Source organism: Klebsiella sp. KE9456, assembly GCF_043832615.1.
In the GTDB taxonomy this organism is placed as follows: Bacteria; Pseudomonadota; Gammaproteobacteria; order Enterobacterales; family Enterobacteriaceae; genus Klebsiella; species Klebsiella indica.
The window spans coordinates 206275-224847 of record NZ_JBDYQK010000003.1 but is presented as its reverse complement, the minus strand read 5'-3'; the positions used below and the strand labels follow the sequence as shown (position 1 = coordinate 224847).

Here is an 18573-nt window from a genome sequence, read left to right as displayed (position 1 = left end):
AAAATTGCAAACATCTTTGATGCAAAGCACTATATATAGAACTTAAAATGCCAACCGGCCCCACATATTGTATTAATAGTCTATTATGTCACCACAACCCGTCGTTCGTTGGTGGTGGTGGGATGTGGATAAAAAGGGCCAGGATCGGAGGAAAACAGCAGTAGCTATAGCGCCTCGGGACGCTGGTTGACCTTCCGCCTCTGTGGATAACCTGTTCTATAAAAGTATGGAGTGATCATGACACCGCATGTGATGAAACGCGATGGCTGTAAAGTACCGTTTAAGTCAGAGCGCATTAATGATGCAATTCTACGTGCAGCTAAAGCAGCGGGAGTCGATGACGCAGACTATTGCGCCACCGTCGCAGAAGTCGTTAGCCAGCAAATGCAGGGCCGCGCCCAGGTTGATATCAACGAGATCCAGACCGCCGTTGAGAATCAGCTGATGTCCGGTCCGTACAAGCAGCTGGCGCGCGCCTACATTGAATATCGCCATGACCGTGATAGCCAACGTGAAAAGCGCGGCCGTCTGAACCAGGAAATTCGCGGCCTGGTTGAGCAGACCAATTCGGCATTACTCAATGAAAACGCCAATAAAGACAGTAAAGTCATCCCGACCCAGCGCGACCTGCTGGCGGGCATCGTCGCCAAACATTACGCCCGTCAACACCTGCTACCGCATGACGTGGTTATGGCGCATGAACGCGGCGTTATCCACTATCATGACCTCGACTATTCTCCGTTCTTCCCGATGTTCAACTGTATGCTGATCGATCTGAAAGGCATGCTGACCAACGGCTTTAAGATGGGGAACGCTGAGATTGAACCGCCGAAATCCATCTCTACCGCGACGGCGGTAACGGCGCAGATTATCGCTCAGGTCGCCAGCCATATTTATGGCGGTACGACCATTAACCGTATCGATGAAGTGCTGGCGCCGTTCGTTACCGCAAGCTTCAATAAGCATCGTCAAATTGCTGAAGAGTGGCAGATCCCCGATGCAGAAGGTTATGCCCGTTCGCGTACGGAAAAAGAGTGTTACGACGCCTTTCAGTCGCTGGAATATGAAGTGAATACCCTGCATACCGCCAACGGTCAGACGCCGTTCGTTACCTTTGGTTTCGGCCTCGGCACCCGTTGGGAATCGCGTCTGATTCAGCAATCCATTCTGCGTAACCGCATCGCCGGTCTGGGTAAAAATCGCAAAACGGCGGTGTTCCCGAAACTGGTGTTCGCGATTCGCGACGGTCTGAACCACAAATTCGGCGACGCGAACTACGATATCAAACAGCTGGCGCTGGAGTGCGCCAGCAAACGCATGTATCCGGATATCCTCAACTACGATCAGGTAGTGAAAGTCACCGGCTCGTTCAAAACCCCGATGGGCTGCCGCAGCTTTCTCGGCGTGTGGGAAAACGAAAATGGCGAGCAGGTGCACGATGGCCGCAATAACCTCGGCGTGATCAGCCTCAACCTGCCGCGCATCGCGCTGGAAGCCAAAGGCGACGAGACGGAATTCTGGAAACTGCTGGATGAACGTCTGCAGCTGGCGCGTAAGGCGCTGATGACCCGTATCGCCCGTCTGGAAGGGGTGAAAGCCCGCGTCGCACCGATTCTGTATATGGAAGGCGCCTGCGGCGTGCGTCTGAAAGCGGACGACGATGTTGCCGAAATATTTAAAAACGGCAGAGCGTCGATTTCTCTGGGCTATATCGGCATCCATGAAACCATCAATGCGCTGTCCGGCAACAAGCATATCTACGATAGCGAAGTGTTGCGCGAGAAAGGCGTCGCCATCGTTCGCCGTCTGCGCGAAGCGGTAGATCAGTGGAAGGAAGAAACCGGCTACGGTTTTAGCCTGTACAGTACGCCAAGCGAAAACCTCTGCGATCGTTTCTGCCGTCTGGACACCGCTGAGTTCGGCGTGATTGAAGGGGTGACGGATAAAGGCTATTACACCAACAGTTTCCACCTCGACGTGGAGAAAAAGGTTAATCCGTACGACAAAATCGATTTTGAAGCGCCCTACCCGCCGCTGGCTAACGGGGGCTTTATCTGCTACGGCGAATACCCGAATATTCAGCACAACCTGAGAGCGCTGGAAGACGTCTGGGATTACAGCTACCAGCACGTTCCCTATTACGGTACCAATACGCCAATCGACGAGTGTTACGAGTGCGGTTTTACCGGCGAGTTCGAGTGTACCAGCAAAGGTTTCACCTGCCCGAAATGCGGTAATCACGACGCGACTCGCGTATCGGTAACCCGCCGGGTATGCGGTTATCTCGGCAGCCCGGACGCCCGTCCGTTCAATGCCGGTAAGCAGGAAGAAGTGAAGCGCCGCGTGAAGCATCTGGGCAACGGGCAGATCGGTTAATTCCAGGTGGTTTAGCCCCTCACCCTCTCCCCAAGGGGGAGAGGGGATCAATTAGTAGCCGTTTGACCATTCAAGAGCCGCTCCCGCATCGCGCCGCAAAGCGCTTTTTATCCAGGGCTACCGCCACTATATGGGTTTCCTCAAATCAGTTGGCGTTGTAGCAAGGCGGCAAGCGAGCAAGTCCCGGGGAGCTTACTGAAGTAAGTGACCTGGGCGCACGAGCGCAGCCAACGCCGCTACAGCGTCAAATGAGAAGAGGAAACAATGAATTACCATCAGTACTACCCAGTAGATATCGTGAACGGCCCCGGCACCCGCTGCACGCTATTTGTCTCCGGCTGCGTGCACGAGTGCTCCGGCTGCTATAACAAAAGTACCTGGCGGCTGAACTCCGGCCTGCCGTTCACCACCGAGCTGGCAGACCGAATCATTGCCGATCTCAACGATACACGGATCAAACGCCAGGGAATTAGCCTCTCAGGCGGCGATCCGCTACATCCGCAGAACGTACCGGAGATCCTCAAACTGGTTCAGCGCGTTCGCGCCGAGTGCCCTGGCAAAGATATCTGGGTGTGGACCGGCTATAAGCTGGCGGAACTGAACGTCGCCCAGATGCAGGTGGTGGATTTAATCAACGTGCTGGTTGATGGTAAATTTGTGCAGGATCTCAAAGACCCGGCGCTCATCTGGCGCGGCAGTAGCAACCAGGTTGTGCACCACCTGAGATAGCCGCTGGCCACAACCGTTTATTTGCTTTTCAGTAGACGTGACGTGCGGATCTTGCAAACGATACTCAAAATCGGCTGACGCATTCCATCGCCACCGTTTTAAACTCATCAAAGCTGCGGGTGACGGCAAGGCGGGCCATCGCGCGTTCACGCAGAAAAGTGACAAAAATATCGTAGATCGCCATCGCTTCTTCATACTCGCTTTTACTGATGGCAAGCAGGAAAATGATATGCGCAGTTTCATCGCCCCAGGCAATGCCGTGCGGCGCGATCACCGTGTAGACGACGGTCTTTTTCGCCAGCAGGCCGAGGGCGTGCGGCAGCGCGATACCATCGCCGAGCATCGTGCTGACGATAGCCTCTCTCTCCACTACCGAATCATGAAACTCCGCATCAACAAATCCCTCCTGCTGTAACTGCTGACACAGCGTGGCAAACAGCGTCTGCTGATCCAATGGGGTATAAACCACCTGAAAGTGGGCTTCATCAAAATACTTATTCAGCATCCACGGACGGGTGCGATCCACCAGCACCAGTTTGCCGATTTGCTCAAGCTGATAATCGGTAGGGAATGGGGCGATAGTCACCACCGGTTTCTCTTTTTCGCTGATACGCACGGTGGAAATAACGAAATCCTCCGTCACCTCCTTTCGCTGTTCATATTCACGCTGCGAGATCGTGGCGGCAATTTGCAACTGCGGATATTTTCGCTGCAAAATAGCTTCAATCATCCGCACCATTGCGTTGCTGGTATCGCATACCAGCAGCACCTGCGGCTGACGCTGGTAGCCAATATTATAGTGACGCTCCAGCCCGACGCCGATATGCAGTACCAGAAAACCAATCTCATTTTCACTGATGGCGTAGGGAGTATATTTTCCCCAACTGGATACCGCCGCCAGAGTCATATCCCAGGCCATCGGGTAGTGCTGTTTGATGTTGTCGAGCAATGGGTTGGGGATCATTATCTGGTAGCGTACGCGGGTGATCATGGTCTTAATATGGGTCAATAAATCCGCGCGTAGCTGGGCATCGTCCAGCAGATTGTAATTATATTGCTGATTGATATAACGCAGGATGTAATTCACCAACGCTTCGTCGTCGTCAGCGCTGATTGTCCCCGGATCGACGTCCTGCACCTGACGAGCGGCAAAGTGTACGCAGAGCCACTCCTCTTCCGCTGGTGCAAATGGTTTCCCCGCTAACTTTTGCATCACACTGGCCAGTTCACTGGCGGCATCGCGCACATTTTGTTCCACATCTTCAGCACAAAAATCCGCCAGCGGATATCCCTCTCTCACCCGGCGCACGGCAACCGCGCCATACAGGCAGATAAAGCGTTCCCCCGCATCCGTCAGGCGCACATGATGGCGGGTTAACGTTTCCTGCAACACGCCTTCCAGCAAGGTCGGTACACTGACATCAAACGCTTCCTCGCAGATCTGTGGGTTCAGCGGTCCCTGCTGACTTAATTCCCACAGCAAATCGGTCAGACAGGCGCGAACAGAGACTTCACTACCGAAAAGCTTCATGCCATGGCGCGGACGGGTTTCCAGGGTGAGCTGATAACGCTGAAAACGCTCGCGGACATCAGCCATATCCCCCTGCAAGGTAGCACGGCTGACGAACCACACATCGGCCAAATCCTCCAGTTTGATAGAAAAGGCGGATGTCAAAAAGCGCACCAGCAAAAAATGGATACGATCTGCCGCGGTACGCGGGATGTGCTGCGTTTTCGGCGCGCTCTCTTTCAGGGCCTGATAGCGCAATGGATCGTTAATCACCAGCTGATAACCGCTACCGCGAGTAAGAATAAACTGTGCGCCGTAACGCAACAACAGCGCGTTTAACGCGGTGATATCCGCGCGCACAGTGCGCGTAGAAACCGACAGCCGCTGCGCCAGTTCCTCCTGCGGCAGCGTTTCGTTTTGCAACAGAGTAAACAGCTGCGCTAAACGTTGATTGGGAAATCGCATGTCAGTTCCTTTTTCTTACGACTCAAGGTTGAGCGGATATCACCATCTGCAACGGACTGCTGGCCGGAGTCCAGGGGGAAGATTAGCCTGCCATTCTTTGGCGTAACGATAAAGCGGTACAGACCTTCTTTGTCAGGATTGTAAGCGTCAAGGGTTTGTGCGGCAGCGCCGGCTCCAGGCAGAGACAGTAAAGCAACAAGCAGATAATGAGCGGTTAGCATGGTGACTCCCTGATGGCCTGGCGGAGCGTATCCCCTCACCCTCTCCCCTGAAGGAGAGGGTTAATCGACGCTATTTAACGAATTGTTTGGTGATCTCCAGCAGCTGACGCACGTCCGCCGGACGGGTATTACCGCTGGCTTTATCAATAATAGAACTATAGATATGAGGGATAATTTTGCTCACTCCCGCTTCCAGAGCGATCTGCAGGATCTCGCCATAGTTTTCCAGATCGATCCCGCCGGTCGGTTCCAGCCAGAAATCATAGCGGGCGCACGCTTCAGCTACCGCAATAAACTCGTCACGATGCTTCAGACCGCCCATCGGGAAGTATTTGATCGAGCTTCCCCCCATATCCTTCAGTAAGGCAATGGCGGTTTCCAGCGGAACGACGCCATCTGGCGCGCCGCTGCTGAGCGGACCGGTGGAGATCTTCACCATCCCTGGCGTGCCGGTGGGCGACACCAGGCCATTAACCACGGTCTGATTCTGCCCCAACAGCGCGCGACTGGTCGCCACACCGGTAAACACCTGGTTGACGTGCTGCGGCTGTACCTGACGAGAGATCTCGCTGACCATCGCCGATTGATTAGGATCGCCCGCCCCCAGCCCCACCGAAAGCGCGTTATCAATTCGCTTCGCGTATTCGCGCATATCGGCTACCGCGCTGGCGACATCCGGATAATTTTTGGAGAGCACGCCCACCAGCACATGGCCTTCCGCCGCGACGTAAATCTCACTGGCGTTCTCTTTGCTGCCGGCCAGCACGTTCAGACAGACGCGGTCACGGTAAAAATTAGGGGTCAACTTCATGCCTTTTTCTCCTTATTCAGAACTTCTGCGATGCGACGGAAGACAATCTCCAACTGTCGGGAATTTACGCTGCGCACATCGGCCTCAATAATGCCTTCATTGGCTTTATAACCACGGAAATAGATGGCGTATTCGCCTTGCTTCAGCAAATTCACCAGCTCGCCGGTGCTCACCCCGGTTACCGCTTCATCAAACTTAATTTCAGCGCGCGCGATATCGCGACCCGCGCTGTCCCAGACCACCCGCGCGCTCACGCCATCAAGCGTATTAATCTGGTTAATAAACGGCGTCATCTTCGCCACCATCTCTTTCCCGCTCTCTTTGGTTGATGTCAGGAAGTGTTCGATAGCGCAGGTCAGGCCCAAAATCCCCTCTTTGCCCACTTTCATCGCCCGACCAATACCATTAGCCTGGCGTTTTACCCACTCGACATATTTCGTTTTACCGATCACCAGCCCGCTGGTTGGCCCTTCGATAGCCTTCGCGCCGCTGTAAATAACCAGATCCGCACCGGCGTAATAGTAGGTCTGTAGATCCTCTTCCGCCGCGGCGTCGACGATCAGCGGCAGATTATGAATGCGCGCAACCGCGGCCGCCTGCGCCACGCTAAGCATGCTTTTCTGTACGCAGTGGTGGGATTTGATATACAAAATAGCCGCAGTACGTGGCGTGATCGCTGCCGTCATTTGCTCGGCGGAACATTCGTTGGCGTAGCCCGCTTCGACCAGTTTGCCGCCGCCCAGCGCCACCATGGTACCCACCGGCGCGCCAAAATTGACGTTATGGCCCTTTGGCAACACGATTTCATTGTTTGCAATCGGCGTCACATGCAGGTTTTCCAGCAGCCAGTCGCTGTCCTTCACCAGAACCGCCGCCACCGACTGCGCGATACCCGCCGAGGCGCAAGAGACAATGGTCGCTCCTTCAACATCCAGCAATCCCGCAATATAGGCGCCGGTTTTATTGACCAGATCTTTCATCTCGAAATATTGGGTCATTCCCGCCATCGCGGCTTCCACCACTTCCGGACGCGGCGTGGAGACGCCGAGAATGGTCATACGACCGGAGGTGTTGATCACCTGTTTTAAACCGTATTTCTCAAAAATCGAAGGCATTTTCCGCGCTCCCTTGTTCGGTCAGAAAGCCCTTGCCCGCACGAATGGCGGCAAGCGGCAGCAGAATCTTATCAGCCTGAAGGCTGTCGTTTTCAGCATCTACCAACACCGTTGGCCTGTGCGCGAGGGTAAATAGCGTGAGGTCCGCGTCATAGCCTACGTCCAGCCGTCCCTTGTGCGTCAGATGCAGGCCGTCAGCGGCATTGGCCGTTACGCAGTCAATGACCTGCGACAGGGACATGCCGATGGCGAGAAATTTCGACATCACCAGCGCCAGCGAACGCACCGGGCCATCAATACGATTGCGGCAGTAAATATCGGAGCTGATGGTATGCGGCAAAATGCCCATAGCAATCGCCCGGCGCGCCACTTCAAAGCTGAAGCTGGCAGTGCCGTGACCGATATCAAGGCGCACGCCGCGCTGTAAGGCGCGGGTAATCGAGCTCTTCAGCTCACCGGATGGCGTCAGAATGCGGTTGGGCTTGCCGTTATAGCAGTGGGTAATGATGTCACCAGACGTCAGCAGATCGGCGATTTCCTCAAGATCCGGCGGATTGTTGCCAATATGCACCATCAGCGGCAAGCCGCCATTTTCCTGCTGGAGAGCCTTCGCGCGTTCCAGCGGCGTGATACCGTTTTGCCCTACCACGCTGCTGCTCATCCGCGCCTTTAGCCCGACGATAAAGTTCGGGTAGCGGTTGACCGCCTGCTTCACCGCATCGGCATCAATATTGGTCATATTGGCCAGTTCGTTCTGGGCAATCAGCCCGACGCGGGAAATATTGAGCAGCGCATAAACGTCAGTCGATACTTTACGGGTCAGCTGATAGAAATCATCCACATCGTCCGCACCGGTACTGCCCGCGTCAATCACCGTAGTCACACCAGTGGCAATACCAACGCTATCCGGTTCATCATGGTAAATCGGTGAATTCGGATAGCAGTGGACGTGGGAATCAATCCAGCCAGCGCTGACGTAATAGCGCCCCCCCAGCTCGACGGTTTTGCGCGCAGGGGCGCTAATATCGCCCAGATCGGCAATTTTCCCGTCACGGATGGCGATATCGGTCAGGGTATCGTCGACGAGGCGCGCGCGACGAAGAAGTAAATCAAACATATCCATCTCCTGTAAAACCAGGTAAACCTTTTACCTGGATAGCGACTAAATGCCTTATCAGGCCTACGAAAAATCACTTATCCGTAGGCCTGATCGGCACAGCACCATCAGTCAATCAGCTAATTGCCACCGGGAAGATAGAACCAAGTAGCATCGCGCCAAGAATTGCGCCGCCAGTGATTGGCTTCTGCCAGATGTAGAACAGCAGCGCGCCAACAAGAGAACCGATACCGATGGGAATAGAGGCAGCCATTGCGCTGAGAATGATCAACGGCCCAAGAAAGCGGCCGGAGGCGTTCCCTGCGCCCATCATTACATCCGCGCCATAGGTGGAGTCACTCTGGTTGATGGTGAATTTACGCGCCAGGATGATGATGTAGCCAATCACCAGGCCAAGCACCAGACCGGTAACCAGGGAGGCGATAAAGTTGGTCACCGGGAACATAATACCCGCCCCCAGCAGCAGCGCCGGAACACCTAAACCAACCCCGGTCTGAATCGCCCCACCGATATCCAGAATCCCTACCAGTGAGCCCTCAATAATTCGGGCGAACAGAAAACTGGCACCGAAAGCCGCTACCGCGCCGTAGGCGCCCGTATCAATTCCCGCTTTCAACATGGCGACGAAGGCCACTTCGTTAAACGCGCCAATGCCATAGAGATAGTACATATGCGTTCCGGCAAAAACGCCGGATGAGAGCAAGCCAACAAAGATCGGGAACGACCAGTCGGCATACCAAAAACCTTTATTTTGTTCCATGAGAGGCTCCAGTTATTTACCGCTGAGCGAGTTGTGGATCAGTTCCAGCCAGTTCGGCACGGTCAGATGGAAGGATTCAATCATCTTCATATCGAAACCACGGAAGAAACCACTCAGAACGAACAACGCGATAATCGCCGCCATCATGACTTTAGTGACGCGGTGCCAGCCGCTCTCTTCCACGCCTTTACCAATCAAGATCCCCAACACCAGACCTGGAACCGCATTCCCCATAATCAACTGCGCCGCGCCGCCAAAAATCGTGGCCCAGAAACCGGATTTTTTCCCGGCCTCAATCGCCGCCAGCCAGAAGATAACCGGCATCACGGTATTCACCAGCAAGTTTGCCGCGGGTACCAGCACTTTAACCGCCGTCACCTGTAGCGCTTCAGGTACTGAAGACGCGGTCAGGTTCAGGAAGGTGACGACGATCATGCCAATAATGCCGCAGGCGATCGCCATCCTCTTCGGGTCATGCAACGTCTCGCCGACATTGCGGTTTTTGATCATCAGCGCCGCCGCCCCCCAGTTCGGAATAATGCGGTGGTCAACATCCTGGGTGAAGGAGCCTGCTGCGACAGAAGAAGCCCAGGCGTTGAAGAAAAAACCGAGGCCAAAAGAGAAGTGAGAAGCCGGATCGCCTTCACATGAATTCAGCTCGCCTAATGTACGAAATGCGCCCATCCCTTGCGTGGTGGGCGCATGAAACATGCGTGCCGCTCCGGCGCCCACACCGACGCCAACCAGGCCGCCGATAATGAGCGATTTTATTAAAATTATCAGGAACATAGTCTGACCCTTTGGTGAAAATCAGGTTTGCGTGACGAAATCCACTTTATCGAGATTAATGGCCGTCACGGTGACGGTAACATTCAGCTCAATGCTGTAAGTCCGTCGCTCACGGCGCAAAAAGATGAACAAGAACGCCTCTTTTCGTATCGCTTCACGCGCATAAACAACCTCCACATCCTGTGGCTCAATACGCAGTAAGATATGCGGCGACGTTTTCATGACCATCGCCTGTACATGGTTCAGAGCATCGGCAAAGGCCCGCGCTTTGCTCTCGCCTTTGCCGGTAACGCTCACCGTAACGGTGAATTGCTCTTTCATACTCACACGCCATACTTCTTCTTCCAGGCTTCGACCAGGCGCTCCCCCAGCTCTTCTTTATCCATAAAGCCGAAACCCAGCACGTTGTAGCCTTCATTGATCGCGGTGACGCCTTCATCAACGGAGCGCATACCATATTTTGCTTTGTAGCCATGTTTATTCTGCGCGGTGATCGCTCCCGCTCCGCCGCTGCCGCAGAAAGAGATGCCAAAGGTGGCGTTCTCGGCCTTCATCATGTCGCCCAGTTTCATATCCGCAGCAACGCCAGGTACCACCACTGCGCGAGCACCGGCTTTTTCCGCACCAGCAGCCACTTTTTGCCCTTTACCCAGGCGGTCGCCAATAACGACGGTAATCTGTTCCATTTTTTCTCCTTATAAATTGTCTTTCGCGACTTCAAAGTGAACCGACAGCAGCCAGGCTTCTTCATCTGGCAGATTGCCGAATTGCGCGACGACTTCGCGAGCCAATATCATTGAATCGTCTGAAATCTCTTCGAACAGGCTGGCATCCACTTCCGGCAGCGGCTCGCCGCTGATTGACCGATGGGCCATCGCCCGCACGTGGGAAGTCAGCATTTGCTCCTGCACGTCATTGGGAACGATGTTGCGATGGCTTAATAGTGCAAAAACCTGCTGCAGCATCTTGTCGGCCAGTTGTTCAGTGAGCATGGCCTGTTCCTCTGAGACGTTTGTTACCGCTCCGTTATTCACTTACGTTTCCCCGTTGATATCTCTGGGGATAAAACTAATACTGAGGAGAAAGAGTTTGTAGCGAGTTGTTTTCCACTTCGAAGTGGAAAGAAGGACGGCTGATGCGATCTTGATCACATAAACATGAGTAGAATGTTCTTTTTTACATATTATTGTGACGCATATCACAATATAGAGACATCAACAAGGCGGGTATAGCGGAACAGAAAAGCGGAAAAATGTGACGGGACGACGCTTTTTCGTTGCAGGAGGGCACACACCCTCCTGAAAAAAGAAATTAGCGGTACTTCTTGTGATAAGTATTACGGGTGGTTTTAAACTCTTCCGCTGCAGCCCGGGCCTCTTTGATTTTACCTTCGTCAGCGAACTTCAACGCTCCGTCTATCTGACCAATCAGCACATCCAGACCATGACGATAATCTTTCATTTCCGCGCTATCGGCGGCTTTACCTTCCAGCCGGGGCGGCGTCTCTTTCTGGGCGTCGACCGCCGCAGTACGCATCTTATTCAGCGCCGCTTTCAGTTCGCCGGCATCCGACGTTTTCTGCACCACTTGCAGATTCTCGGCGAGGGTATCCATATCTTCGCCCAGATCGGCAAAAGCCGAAGCCGAACCGAGGGCGAAAGCAGAGACAGCCAGCATCGCTAACAGTTTTTTACGCATTGCTCACTTCCTTTTTTATTATTAAGCAAACAGGTATTATTGCCCGGCGATTTTCATCTCCGGCAGCAGTACGGAACCGCACTGAATGTTGCTGCGCGTTTCGATATCGTCGCCGATGGTCACGATATTACGCCACATTTCTTTCAGATTTCCTGCAATGGTGATTTCACTGACCGGATACTGAATTTCGCCGTTTTCTACCCAGAAGCCAGATGCGCCGCGTGAGTAGTCGCCGGTGATGCCGCTTACACCCTGCCCCATCAGTTCCGTCACGACAAGACCGGTACCCATCTCTTTAAGCAACTTTGCAAAACTCAAACCGCGGCCGCTGATGCGCCAGTTGTGGATACCGCCCGCGTGGCCGGTACTTTTTAACCCCAGCTTACGGGCAGAATAGTTAGTCAGTAGCCACTGGGTTAGCACGCCGTCTTTAACGATATCACGACGTTCGGTACGCACGCCTTCGCTATCAAACGGGGTGGAAGCCAACCCTTTCAGCAGATGCGGATGCTCTTCAATGGTCAGCCAGTCCGGCAGGATCTGGCTACCCAAAGCATCAAGCAGGAAGGTGGATTTACGATAAACAGCGCTGCCGGCAATCGCCCCGACCAGATGACCAAACAACCCGGTGGCCACTTCACTGGCGAAAATCACCGGCGCTTTCATCGTCGACAGCTTGCGTGGCGACAGACGTGACAGCGTGCGGCGAGCGCACTCCTCGCCAACCCACTCCGGCGATTGCAGATCGTCAATCGCCCGACCAAGTGTGTAGGCGTAATCGCGTTCCATATCGCCCTGCGCTTCGGCAATCACGCAACTGGAGAGTGAATGGCGGGTAGAGCAGTAGCTTTGCAGCATACCGTGGCTGTTGCCGAATACTTTGATACCGTAGTGGCTATTAAAGCTGCCGCCTTCGGTATTATTGATGCGTTTATCCGCTTTCAGCGCCGCCAGCTCTGCCCGGGATGCCAGTTCAATGGCTTCATCCGGGGAAACGTCCGCCGGGTGGAACAGGTCGAGATCCGGCGCCTCAAAGGCCAGCAGCGCTTTATCCGCCACGCCCGCGCACGGATCGGGCGAGGTGTAACGGGCAATATCTAATGCCGCCTGCACCGTGCGGGCAATCGCCTGTGGGCTAAGGTCCGTCGAGGAGGCGCTGCCTTTACGGTTCTGGTGATAAACGGTGATGCCTAATGCGCCATCGCTATTAAATTCTACGTTCTCCACTTCGCCGTAGCGGGTGCTGACGCCGATGCCGGTCGTTTTGCTGACGGAGACTTCCGCACCGTCGGATTTGCCTGCCGCCAGTTCCAGCGCCGTGGTCACGGCCTCTTCCAGCGTCTTACGCTGTTGTGCAACTTGAGAGATGACTTTCATCGCTAATGCCATAATGTAAGAAGGAGTTAACTGAAGTCTAACAGAGAACCGTTTTTCAGTGCGCGCCTTAACTGGTAACATTAGCCTCTTTTTTAAGGAACCTGAAATGACAAAGCAGCCCAAAGACTGGCTCGACGACGTTCCCGGTGATGACGTCGAAGATGAAGACGATGAAATTATCTGGGTCAGTAAAAGTGAAATTAAGCGCGACGCGGAAGAGCTCAAGCGTCTTGGCGCGGAAATGGTCGAGCTGGGAAAAAACGCGCTGGATAAAATCCCGCTGGATACTGACTTGCGTGACGCCATTGAACTCGCCCAGCGAATCAAGAAAGAAGGCCGTCGCCGCCAGCTACAGTTAATTGGGAAGTTGCTGCGCAATCGTGATGTGGAACCGATTCGTCAGGCGCTGGACAAGCTGAAGAACCGCCACAATCAGCAAGTTGCACTGTTCCATAAACTTGAACAGATCCGCGATCGTCTGCTTGATAATGGTGACGATGCCGTTGCGGAAGTACTGAATCTGTGGCCTGACGCCGACCGTCAGCAGCTACGTTCGCTTATCCGTAACGCCAAAAAAGAGAAAGAAGGCAACAAGCCGCCGAAGTCCGCGCGTCTTATCTTCCAGTATCTGCGTGAACTGGCCGAGAGCGAAGGCTAAGTTTTCCCGATCTCCCGGATTATGGCCGATGCCCGATCCGGGCGCCGATGTGAATATTCGTGACTGCTCGTAAAACCGCAGTCATGTTCCCTGGCAGCGGTGAAGTCGAGGGCAAATTGAATATTTTATTCACTTAAAGGTTTAAATGTTTCATTTTTATCTTGAATGACTTTTATATTTAACTTTTATTTTACATAATCATTTATCTTTTTCTCACTATTGCCTCATTTTCAGGTTCATCAGCGAATCCAGAATAAACATATCTGTTTGTTTTTATTGATCTCGATATAAAAGTCCGCTTGTTAAAGCGCTGCTCTTTTCAGCAGTTTGCTTATCTTTGATCCATCTCTCAAAACGGTTTTTGTATTTCATTCATTATTGTAATTGAAAAATAAATTTCATTATGGCGTGAATAAAAACCGAATCACACGTTGGCACATTCCGATCGGTCAGTTCTGTTAATTAAAACCAGGCATCTGCAGTGGCGGACGGTTTGGCGTCATTACAGTTAAGGCACGCGTTTTACTTAAGAGAATTGAATCCCTTATGGAGAAAACTTATGTCACTCATAACCAGTAATGACGATCTCGACGCCCTGGTCGCACGGGTACGAAAAGCGCAGCAGGCGTATGCGACCTTTCCTCAGGAGAAAGTCGACAAAATATTCCGCGCCGCGGCGCTGGCCGCTGCCGATGCTCGTATTCCGCTGGCAAAAATGGCGGTCGCCGAGTCCGGCATGGGCATCGTTGAAGATAAAGTCATTAAAAATCACTTCGCTTCCGAATATATCTACAACGCCTATAAAGATGAAAAAACCTGCGGGGTGCTTAGCGAGGATGAAGCCTTCGGCACGATCACTATCGCCGAACCCATCGGGCTGATCTGCGGCATTGTTCCCACCACCAACCCGACCTCCACCGCCATTTTTAAATCGCTGATTAGCTTAAAAACCCGTAATGGGATCATCTTTTCTCCGCATCCGCGGGCGAAAAATGCCACTAATCGTGCAGCGGAAATCGTACTGCGCGCAGCAGTCGAAGCCGGTGCGCCGCCGGATATCATTGGCTGGATTAACGAGCCAACCGTTGAATTATCTAACCGACTGATGCACCACCCGGATATCAATCTGATCCTCGCGACCGGTGGGCCGGGCATGGTGAAAGCCGCTTACAGTTCCGGTAAACCAGCAATTGGCGTCGGTGCAGGCAACACGCCGGTGGTAATTGATGAAACTGCCGATGTGAAGCGCGCGGTGGCCTCTATTCTGATGTCAAAAACCTTCGATAACGGCGTTATCTGCGCCTCCGAACAGTCGGTCGTGGTGGTGGATGCCGTCTATGACGCGGTTCGCCAGCGCTTTGCCAGCCACGGCGGCTATCTGCTGCAGGGCAAAGAACTGAAAGCGGTTCAGGGAATTCTGCTAAAAAATGGCGCGCTCAATGCGGCGATTGTCGGCCAGTCGGCGGTTAAAATCGCCGAAATGGCCGGGATCAGCGTTCCTGTGGAGACCAAAATTTTAATTGGCGAAGTCAACGTTATCGATGACAGCGAGCCTTTTGCCCATGAGAAGCTTTCGCCGACGCTGGCGATGTACCGGGCAAAAGATTTTGCCGACGCCGTGGAAAAAGCGGTGAAGCTGGTGGATATGGGCGGTATCGGCCACACCTCTTGTCTCTATACCGATCAGGATAACCAGTCAGACCGGGTAATGGCCTTTGGCGAAAAAATGAAAACCGCACGCATTCTGATTAATACCCCGACCTCCCATGGCGGGATCGGCGATCTCTATAACTTCAGTCTCGCCCCTTCCCTGACGCTGGGCTGCGGCTCCTGGGGGGGGAACTCCATCTCGGAAAACGTCGGGCCTAAGCACTTGATCAACAAGAAAACCGTGGCTAAGCGAGCTGAAAATATGCTGTGGCATAAACTTCCCAAATCTATCTATTTTCGCCGTGGTTCCCTGCCCATCGCCCTGGCGGAAGTGATCGGCGATGGCCATAAGCGCGCACTGCTCGTGACTGACCGCTTCCTGTTTAACAATGGCTATGCTGACCAGATCACCTCCGTGCTGAAAGCGGCTGGCGTTGAAACTGAAGTTTTCTTTGAAGTTGAAGCAGACCCGACGCTGACTATCGTGCGTAAAGGCGCGGAGCTGGCAAACTCCTTCAAACCAGACGTGATCATCGCGCTGGGCGGCGGCTCCCCGATGGATGCGGCAAAAATCATGTGGGTCATGTATGAACATCCGGAAACTCACTTTGAAGAGCTGGCGCTGCGCTTTATGGATATCCGTAAACGTATCTACACCTTTCCGAAAATGGGCGTCAAAGCCCGGATGGTCGCCATCACCACAACGTCGGGCACCGGCTCTGAAGTGACGCCATTTGCGGTGGTGACCGATGATGCCACCGGACAGAAATATCCGCTAGCAGACTACGCGCTGACCCCGGATATGGCGATTGTCGATGCAAATCTGGTAATGGACATGCCGAAATCCCTGTGTGCTTTCGGCGGTCTGGATGCGGTCACGCACGCGCTGGAAGCTTACGTTTCCGTACTGGCGTCCGAGTATTCCGATGGCCAGGCGCTGCAGGCGCTGAAACTGCTGAAAGCGTACTTGCCAGCCTCCTATCATGAAGGATCGAAAAACCCGGTGGCCCGTGAACGTGTCCATAATGCGGCAACCATCGCCGGGATCGCCTTTGCCAATGCCTTCCTCGGCGTGTGCCACTCTATGGCGCATAAACTGGGTTCCCAGTTCCACATTCCTCACGGTCTGGCGAACGCCCTGATGATCTGCAACGTCATCCGTTATAACGCTAACGACAACCCGACCAAGCAGACGGCATTCAGCCAGTATGACCGTCCGCAAGCCCGCCGTCGTTATGCGGAAATTGCCGACCACCTCGGCCTGAGCGCGCCGGGCGATCGCACCGCGGCGAAAATCGAGAAGCTGCTGGCATGGCTGGAGATCCTCAAAGCCGATCTGGGTATTCCAAAATCCATCCGCGAAGCGGGCGTGCAGGAAGCGGATTTCCTGGCTCAGGTAGACAAGCTGTCTGAAGATGCGTTCGACGATCAGTGTACCGGAGCGAACCCACGCTATCCGCTTATTGCCGAATTAAAACAACTGCTGTTAGACAGCTTCTACGGCAATAAATATACGGAAAAACCACGGGTTGCGGCCGCCGAAAAATCCACCAAACCGGAGGCCATCACTGAGAAATAACAACTGTGTCGCCTGACAGATTCACACGAGTCCCTGACCCGGCAGCAGAAAATTAACCATGGGTTATTTTCGCCGCCAGGTCAGAACCTGATTTTTAGAGCACGTAGAACGATATCATCATGGAGAAAAATATGACTACCGTCCCAAGATTGAAATATTTCGTTGATGGTCAATGGCGCGTTTCGCAGACCGAACGCTATATGGACGTCTATAACCCAAGTACCGGGGAGGTCATGGCTCAGGCTCCCTGCTGTACCGAGCAAGAAGTGCTGGATGCGATTGCCGCAGCCCGTAAAGCCTTTCCGGCGTGGTCAAATACTCCGGCAATTAAACGCTCACAAATTATGTACCGCGTTCGCGAATTATTAATTCAGAACCAGGAACGCTTAACCGAGCTAGTGGCAAAAGAGAACGGTAAGGCCTGGGGCGATGCCGAAGGTGATGTATTAAAAGCAAAAGAAGGCACCGAGCTTGCCTGCGGCATCCCGACATTGATCGCGGGTGAAAACCTGATGGACGCGTCATCCGGGATCGACACCAACCTTTATCGCGAACCCATTGGCGTATTCGCCGGTATCGTGCCTTTTAACTTCCCCGCGATGATCCCGATGGGCTGGATGACGCCGTTATGCGTCGCTTCCGGTAATACAATAGTGATCAAAGCCGCCAGTATGACCCCGATGACCTGCATGGAGATCGCCAAACTTTATCAGGAAGCAGGCGTGCCGGATGGCGTGATTAACATTGTGACCTGCTCACGTAATGAGGCCGATATTCTGCTGACTCATCCCGATGTTAACGGCGTCTCCTTTGTCGGCTCCACCTCCGTGGGTCTCCACGTTTATTCCAAAGCTGCCGCCCACGGTAAACGCGTCCAGGCGCTGTGCGAAGCGAAAAACCATGCGCTGGTGCTGGCCGACGCACCGATTAACCGCACCGCTGCCGGGATTATCAACGCCGCATTCGGCTGCGCAGGCGAACGCTGCATGGCGCTGCCGGTGGTCGTTGTACAGGAAGAGATCGCCGATAAATTGATTGCCGCGGTCGTCGAAAAAGCCAAACAGCTCAAAGTCGGCCCGGGCTATTTGCGCGATACCGATATGGGTCCGGTGATTTCCAAAAGCCACAAACAGTCGGTCATCAACTGGATTAATAAAGGGCTCGAAGAAGGCGCCAGGCTGGTTCTCGATGGGCGTGACATTAAAGTGCCGGGCCAGGAGAACGGTTTCTACGTCGGGCCAACCGTGCTGGATCACGTCACCGAGAAAATGAGCGTCGGCACAACAGAAATCTTCGGGCCGGTCCTGTGTTTTAAACGGGTGAAAACCTTCGAGGAAGGTCTGCAGGTCATGAACAATAACCCTTTCGCCAATGGCTCGGTTATTTTCACCCAGAGCGGCTACTACGCCCGTGAGTTCCAGAAACGTACCCACGGCGGCATGGTAGGGATTAACGTCGGCATCCCGGTACCGGTTGGCGTGTTCCCGTTCTCAGGCCATAAACACTCTTTCTTCGGCGATCTGCACTGTCTGGGTAAAGATGGCGTACGTTTCTATACCGAATCAAAATGCGTCACTACGCGCTGGTTTGATGAAGAAGAAGCGAAGCGTGAAAAAGTCGACTCCTGGGACGGTACGATTTAATCGGCAAATAAAATCTTTACCCTAAATAATTCGAGTTGCAGGGAAAAATGGTCAACCGTTTTTAACAGTGCCTGC

General features: G+C 53.6%; 17 protein-coding genes. 5 read left to right on the top strand and 12 right to left on the bottom strand.

Annotation, left to right across the window (positions count from 1 at the left end; translation table 11 throughout):
* The first annotated feature begins 237 nt into the window (after positions 1-237).
* Positions 238-2376 (top strand): anaerobic ribonucleoside-triphosphate reductase, encoded by a 2139-nt coding sequence (nrdD, locus tag ABK821_RS04730; RefSeq protein WP_343178432.1) that lies wholly within the window; start codon positions 238-240, stop codon positions 2374-2376.
* A gap of 264 nt (positions 2377-2640) precedes the next feature.
* A complete protein-coding gene (gene nrdG, locus ABK821_RS04725) occupies positions 2641-3105 on the top strand; it encodes an anaerobic ribonucleoside-triphosphate reductase-activating protein (protein WP_343178433.1) in 465 nt (154 codons plus the stop codon).
* Between the two features lie 64 nt (positions 3106-3169).
* On the opposite strand, the gene ABK821_RS04720 is transcribed toward nrdG, so the two are convergent.
* The 12 genes from ABK821_RS04720 to pmbA form a co-directional block, all read right to left on the bottom strand.
* Positions 3170-5080 (bottom strand): PRD domain-containing protein, encoded by a 1911-nt coding sequence (locus tag ABK821_RS04720; RefSeq protein WP_308560805.1) that lies wholly within the window; start codon positions 5078-5080, stop codon positions 3170-3172.
* Positions 5056-5301, bottom strand: coding sequence for a hypothetical protein (locus tag ABK821_RS04715; protein ID WP_138361648.1), 246 nt, complete (start codon positions 5299-5301; stop codon positions 5056-5058). The genes ABK821_RS04720 and ABK821_RS04715 overlap by 25 nt, the downstream gene beginning before the upstream one ends.
* A gap of 70 nt (positions 5302-5371) precedes the next feature.
* Positions 5372-6112 carry a KDGP aldolase family protein gene (locus ABK821_RS04710; RefSeq protein ID WP_142502857.1) on the bottom strand — a complete coding sequence of 247 codons (741 nt, stop codon included), beginning with the start codon at positions 6110-6112 and terminating at the stop codon, positions 5372-5374.
* Positions 6109-7227, bottom strand: a complete 1119-nt coding sequence (locus tag ABK821_RS04705; protein ID WP_343178434.1) for a DgaE family pyridoxal phosphate-dependent ammonia lyase — start codon at positions 7225-7227, stop codon at positions 6109-6111. The genes ABK821_RS04710 and ABK821_RS04705 overlap by 4 nt, the downstream gene beginning before the upstream one ends.
* Positions 7211-8344, bottom strand: a complete 1134-nt coding sequence (locus ABK821_RS04700; RefSeq protein WP_138361651.1) for an amidohydrolase/deacetylase family metallohydrolase — start codon at positions 8342-8344, stop codon at positions 7211-7213. Before ABK821_RS04700 ends, ABK821_RS04705 begins: the two co-directional genes overlap by 17 nt.
* 115 nt (positions 8345-8459) lie before the next feature.
* The gene (locus ABK821_RS04695; RefSeq protein ID WP_138361652.1) at positions 8460-9104 is read right to left on the bottom strand and encodes a DUF4310 family protein; all 645 of its coding nucleotides are present in this window, start codon (positions 9102-9104) and stop codon (positions 8460-8462) included.
* Between the two features lie 12 nt (positions 9105-9116).
* Entirely contained in the window at positions 9117-9893 is a 777-nt protein-coding gene (locus tag ABK821_RS04690) for a DUF4311 domain-containing protein (RefSeq protein WP_138361653.1), read from the bottom strand.
* Positions 9894-9914: 21 nt separating this feature from the next.
* Positions 9915-10214, bottom strand: coding sequence for a DUF4312 family protein (locus ABK821_RS04685; RefSeq protein WP_343178435.1), 300 nt, complete (start codon positions 10212-10214; stop codon positions 9915-9917).
* Positions 10215-10216: 2 nt separating this feature from the next.
* A complete protein-coding gene (locus ABK821_RS04680) occupies positions 10217-10579 on the bottom strand; it encodes an SFCGS family glycine-rich protein (RefSeq protein WP_110276583.1) in 363 nt (120 codons plus the stop codon).
* Positions 10580-10588: 9 nt separating this feature from the next.
* Positions 10589-10927, bottom strand: coding sequence for a glycine dehydrogenase (locus ABK821_RS04675; RefSeq protein WP_138361655.1), 339 nt, complete (start codon positions 10925-10927; stop codon positions 10589-10591).
* A 277-nt stretch (positions 10928-11204) separates the two neighbouring features.
* Positions 11205-11591 carry a cytochrome b562 gene (gene cybC / locus ABK821_RS04670; RefSeq protein ID WP_138361656.1) on the bottom strand — a complete coding sequence of 129 codons (387 nt, stop codon included), beginning with the start codon at positions 11589-11591 and terminating at the stop codon, positions 11205-11207.
* Between the two features lie 36 nt (positions 11592-11627).
* Positions 11628-12980, bottom strand: coding sequence for a metalloprotease PmbA (gene pmbA, locus ABK821_RS04665; protein ID WP_343178436.1), 1353 nt, complete (start codon positions 12978-12980; stop codon positions 11628-11630).
* Positions 12981-13074: 94 nt separating this feature from the next.
* Here pmbA and yjgA point away from each other — a divergent pair, with 94 nt between their 5' ends.
* The 3 genes from yjgA to ABK821_RS04650 all read left to right on the top strand — a co-directional run bounded on the left by yjgA (position 13075) and on the right by ABK821_RS04650 (position 18498).
* On the top strand, positions 13075-13626 hold the full coding sequence (yjgA, locus tag ABK821_RS04660; RefSeq protein WP_138361658.1) for a ribosome biogenesis factor YjgA: 552 nt from the start codon (positions 13075-13077) through the stop codon (positions 13624-13626).
* 559 nt (positions 13627-14185) lie between these two features.
* Positions 14186-16855, top strand: a complete 2670-nt coding sequence (gene adhE, locus ABK821_RS04655; RefSeq protein WP_343178437.1) for a bifunctional acetaldehyde-CoA/alcohol dehydrogenase — start codon at positions 14186-14188, stop codon at positions 16853-16855.
* Between the two features lie 131 nt (positions 16856-16986).
* A complete protein-coding gene (locus ABK821_RS04650) occupies positions 16987-18498 on the top strand; it encodes a CoA-acylating methylmalonate-semialdehyde dehydrogenase (protein WP_138361660.1) in 1512 nt (503 codons plus the stop codon).
* Positions 18499-18573: the final 75 nt, after the last annotated feature.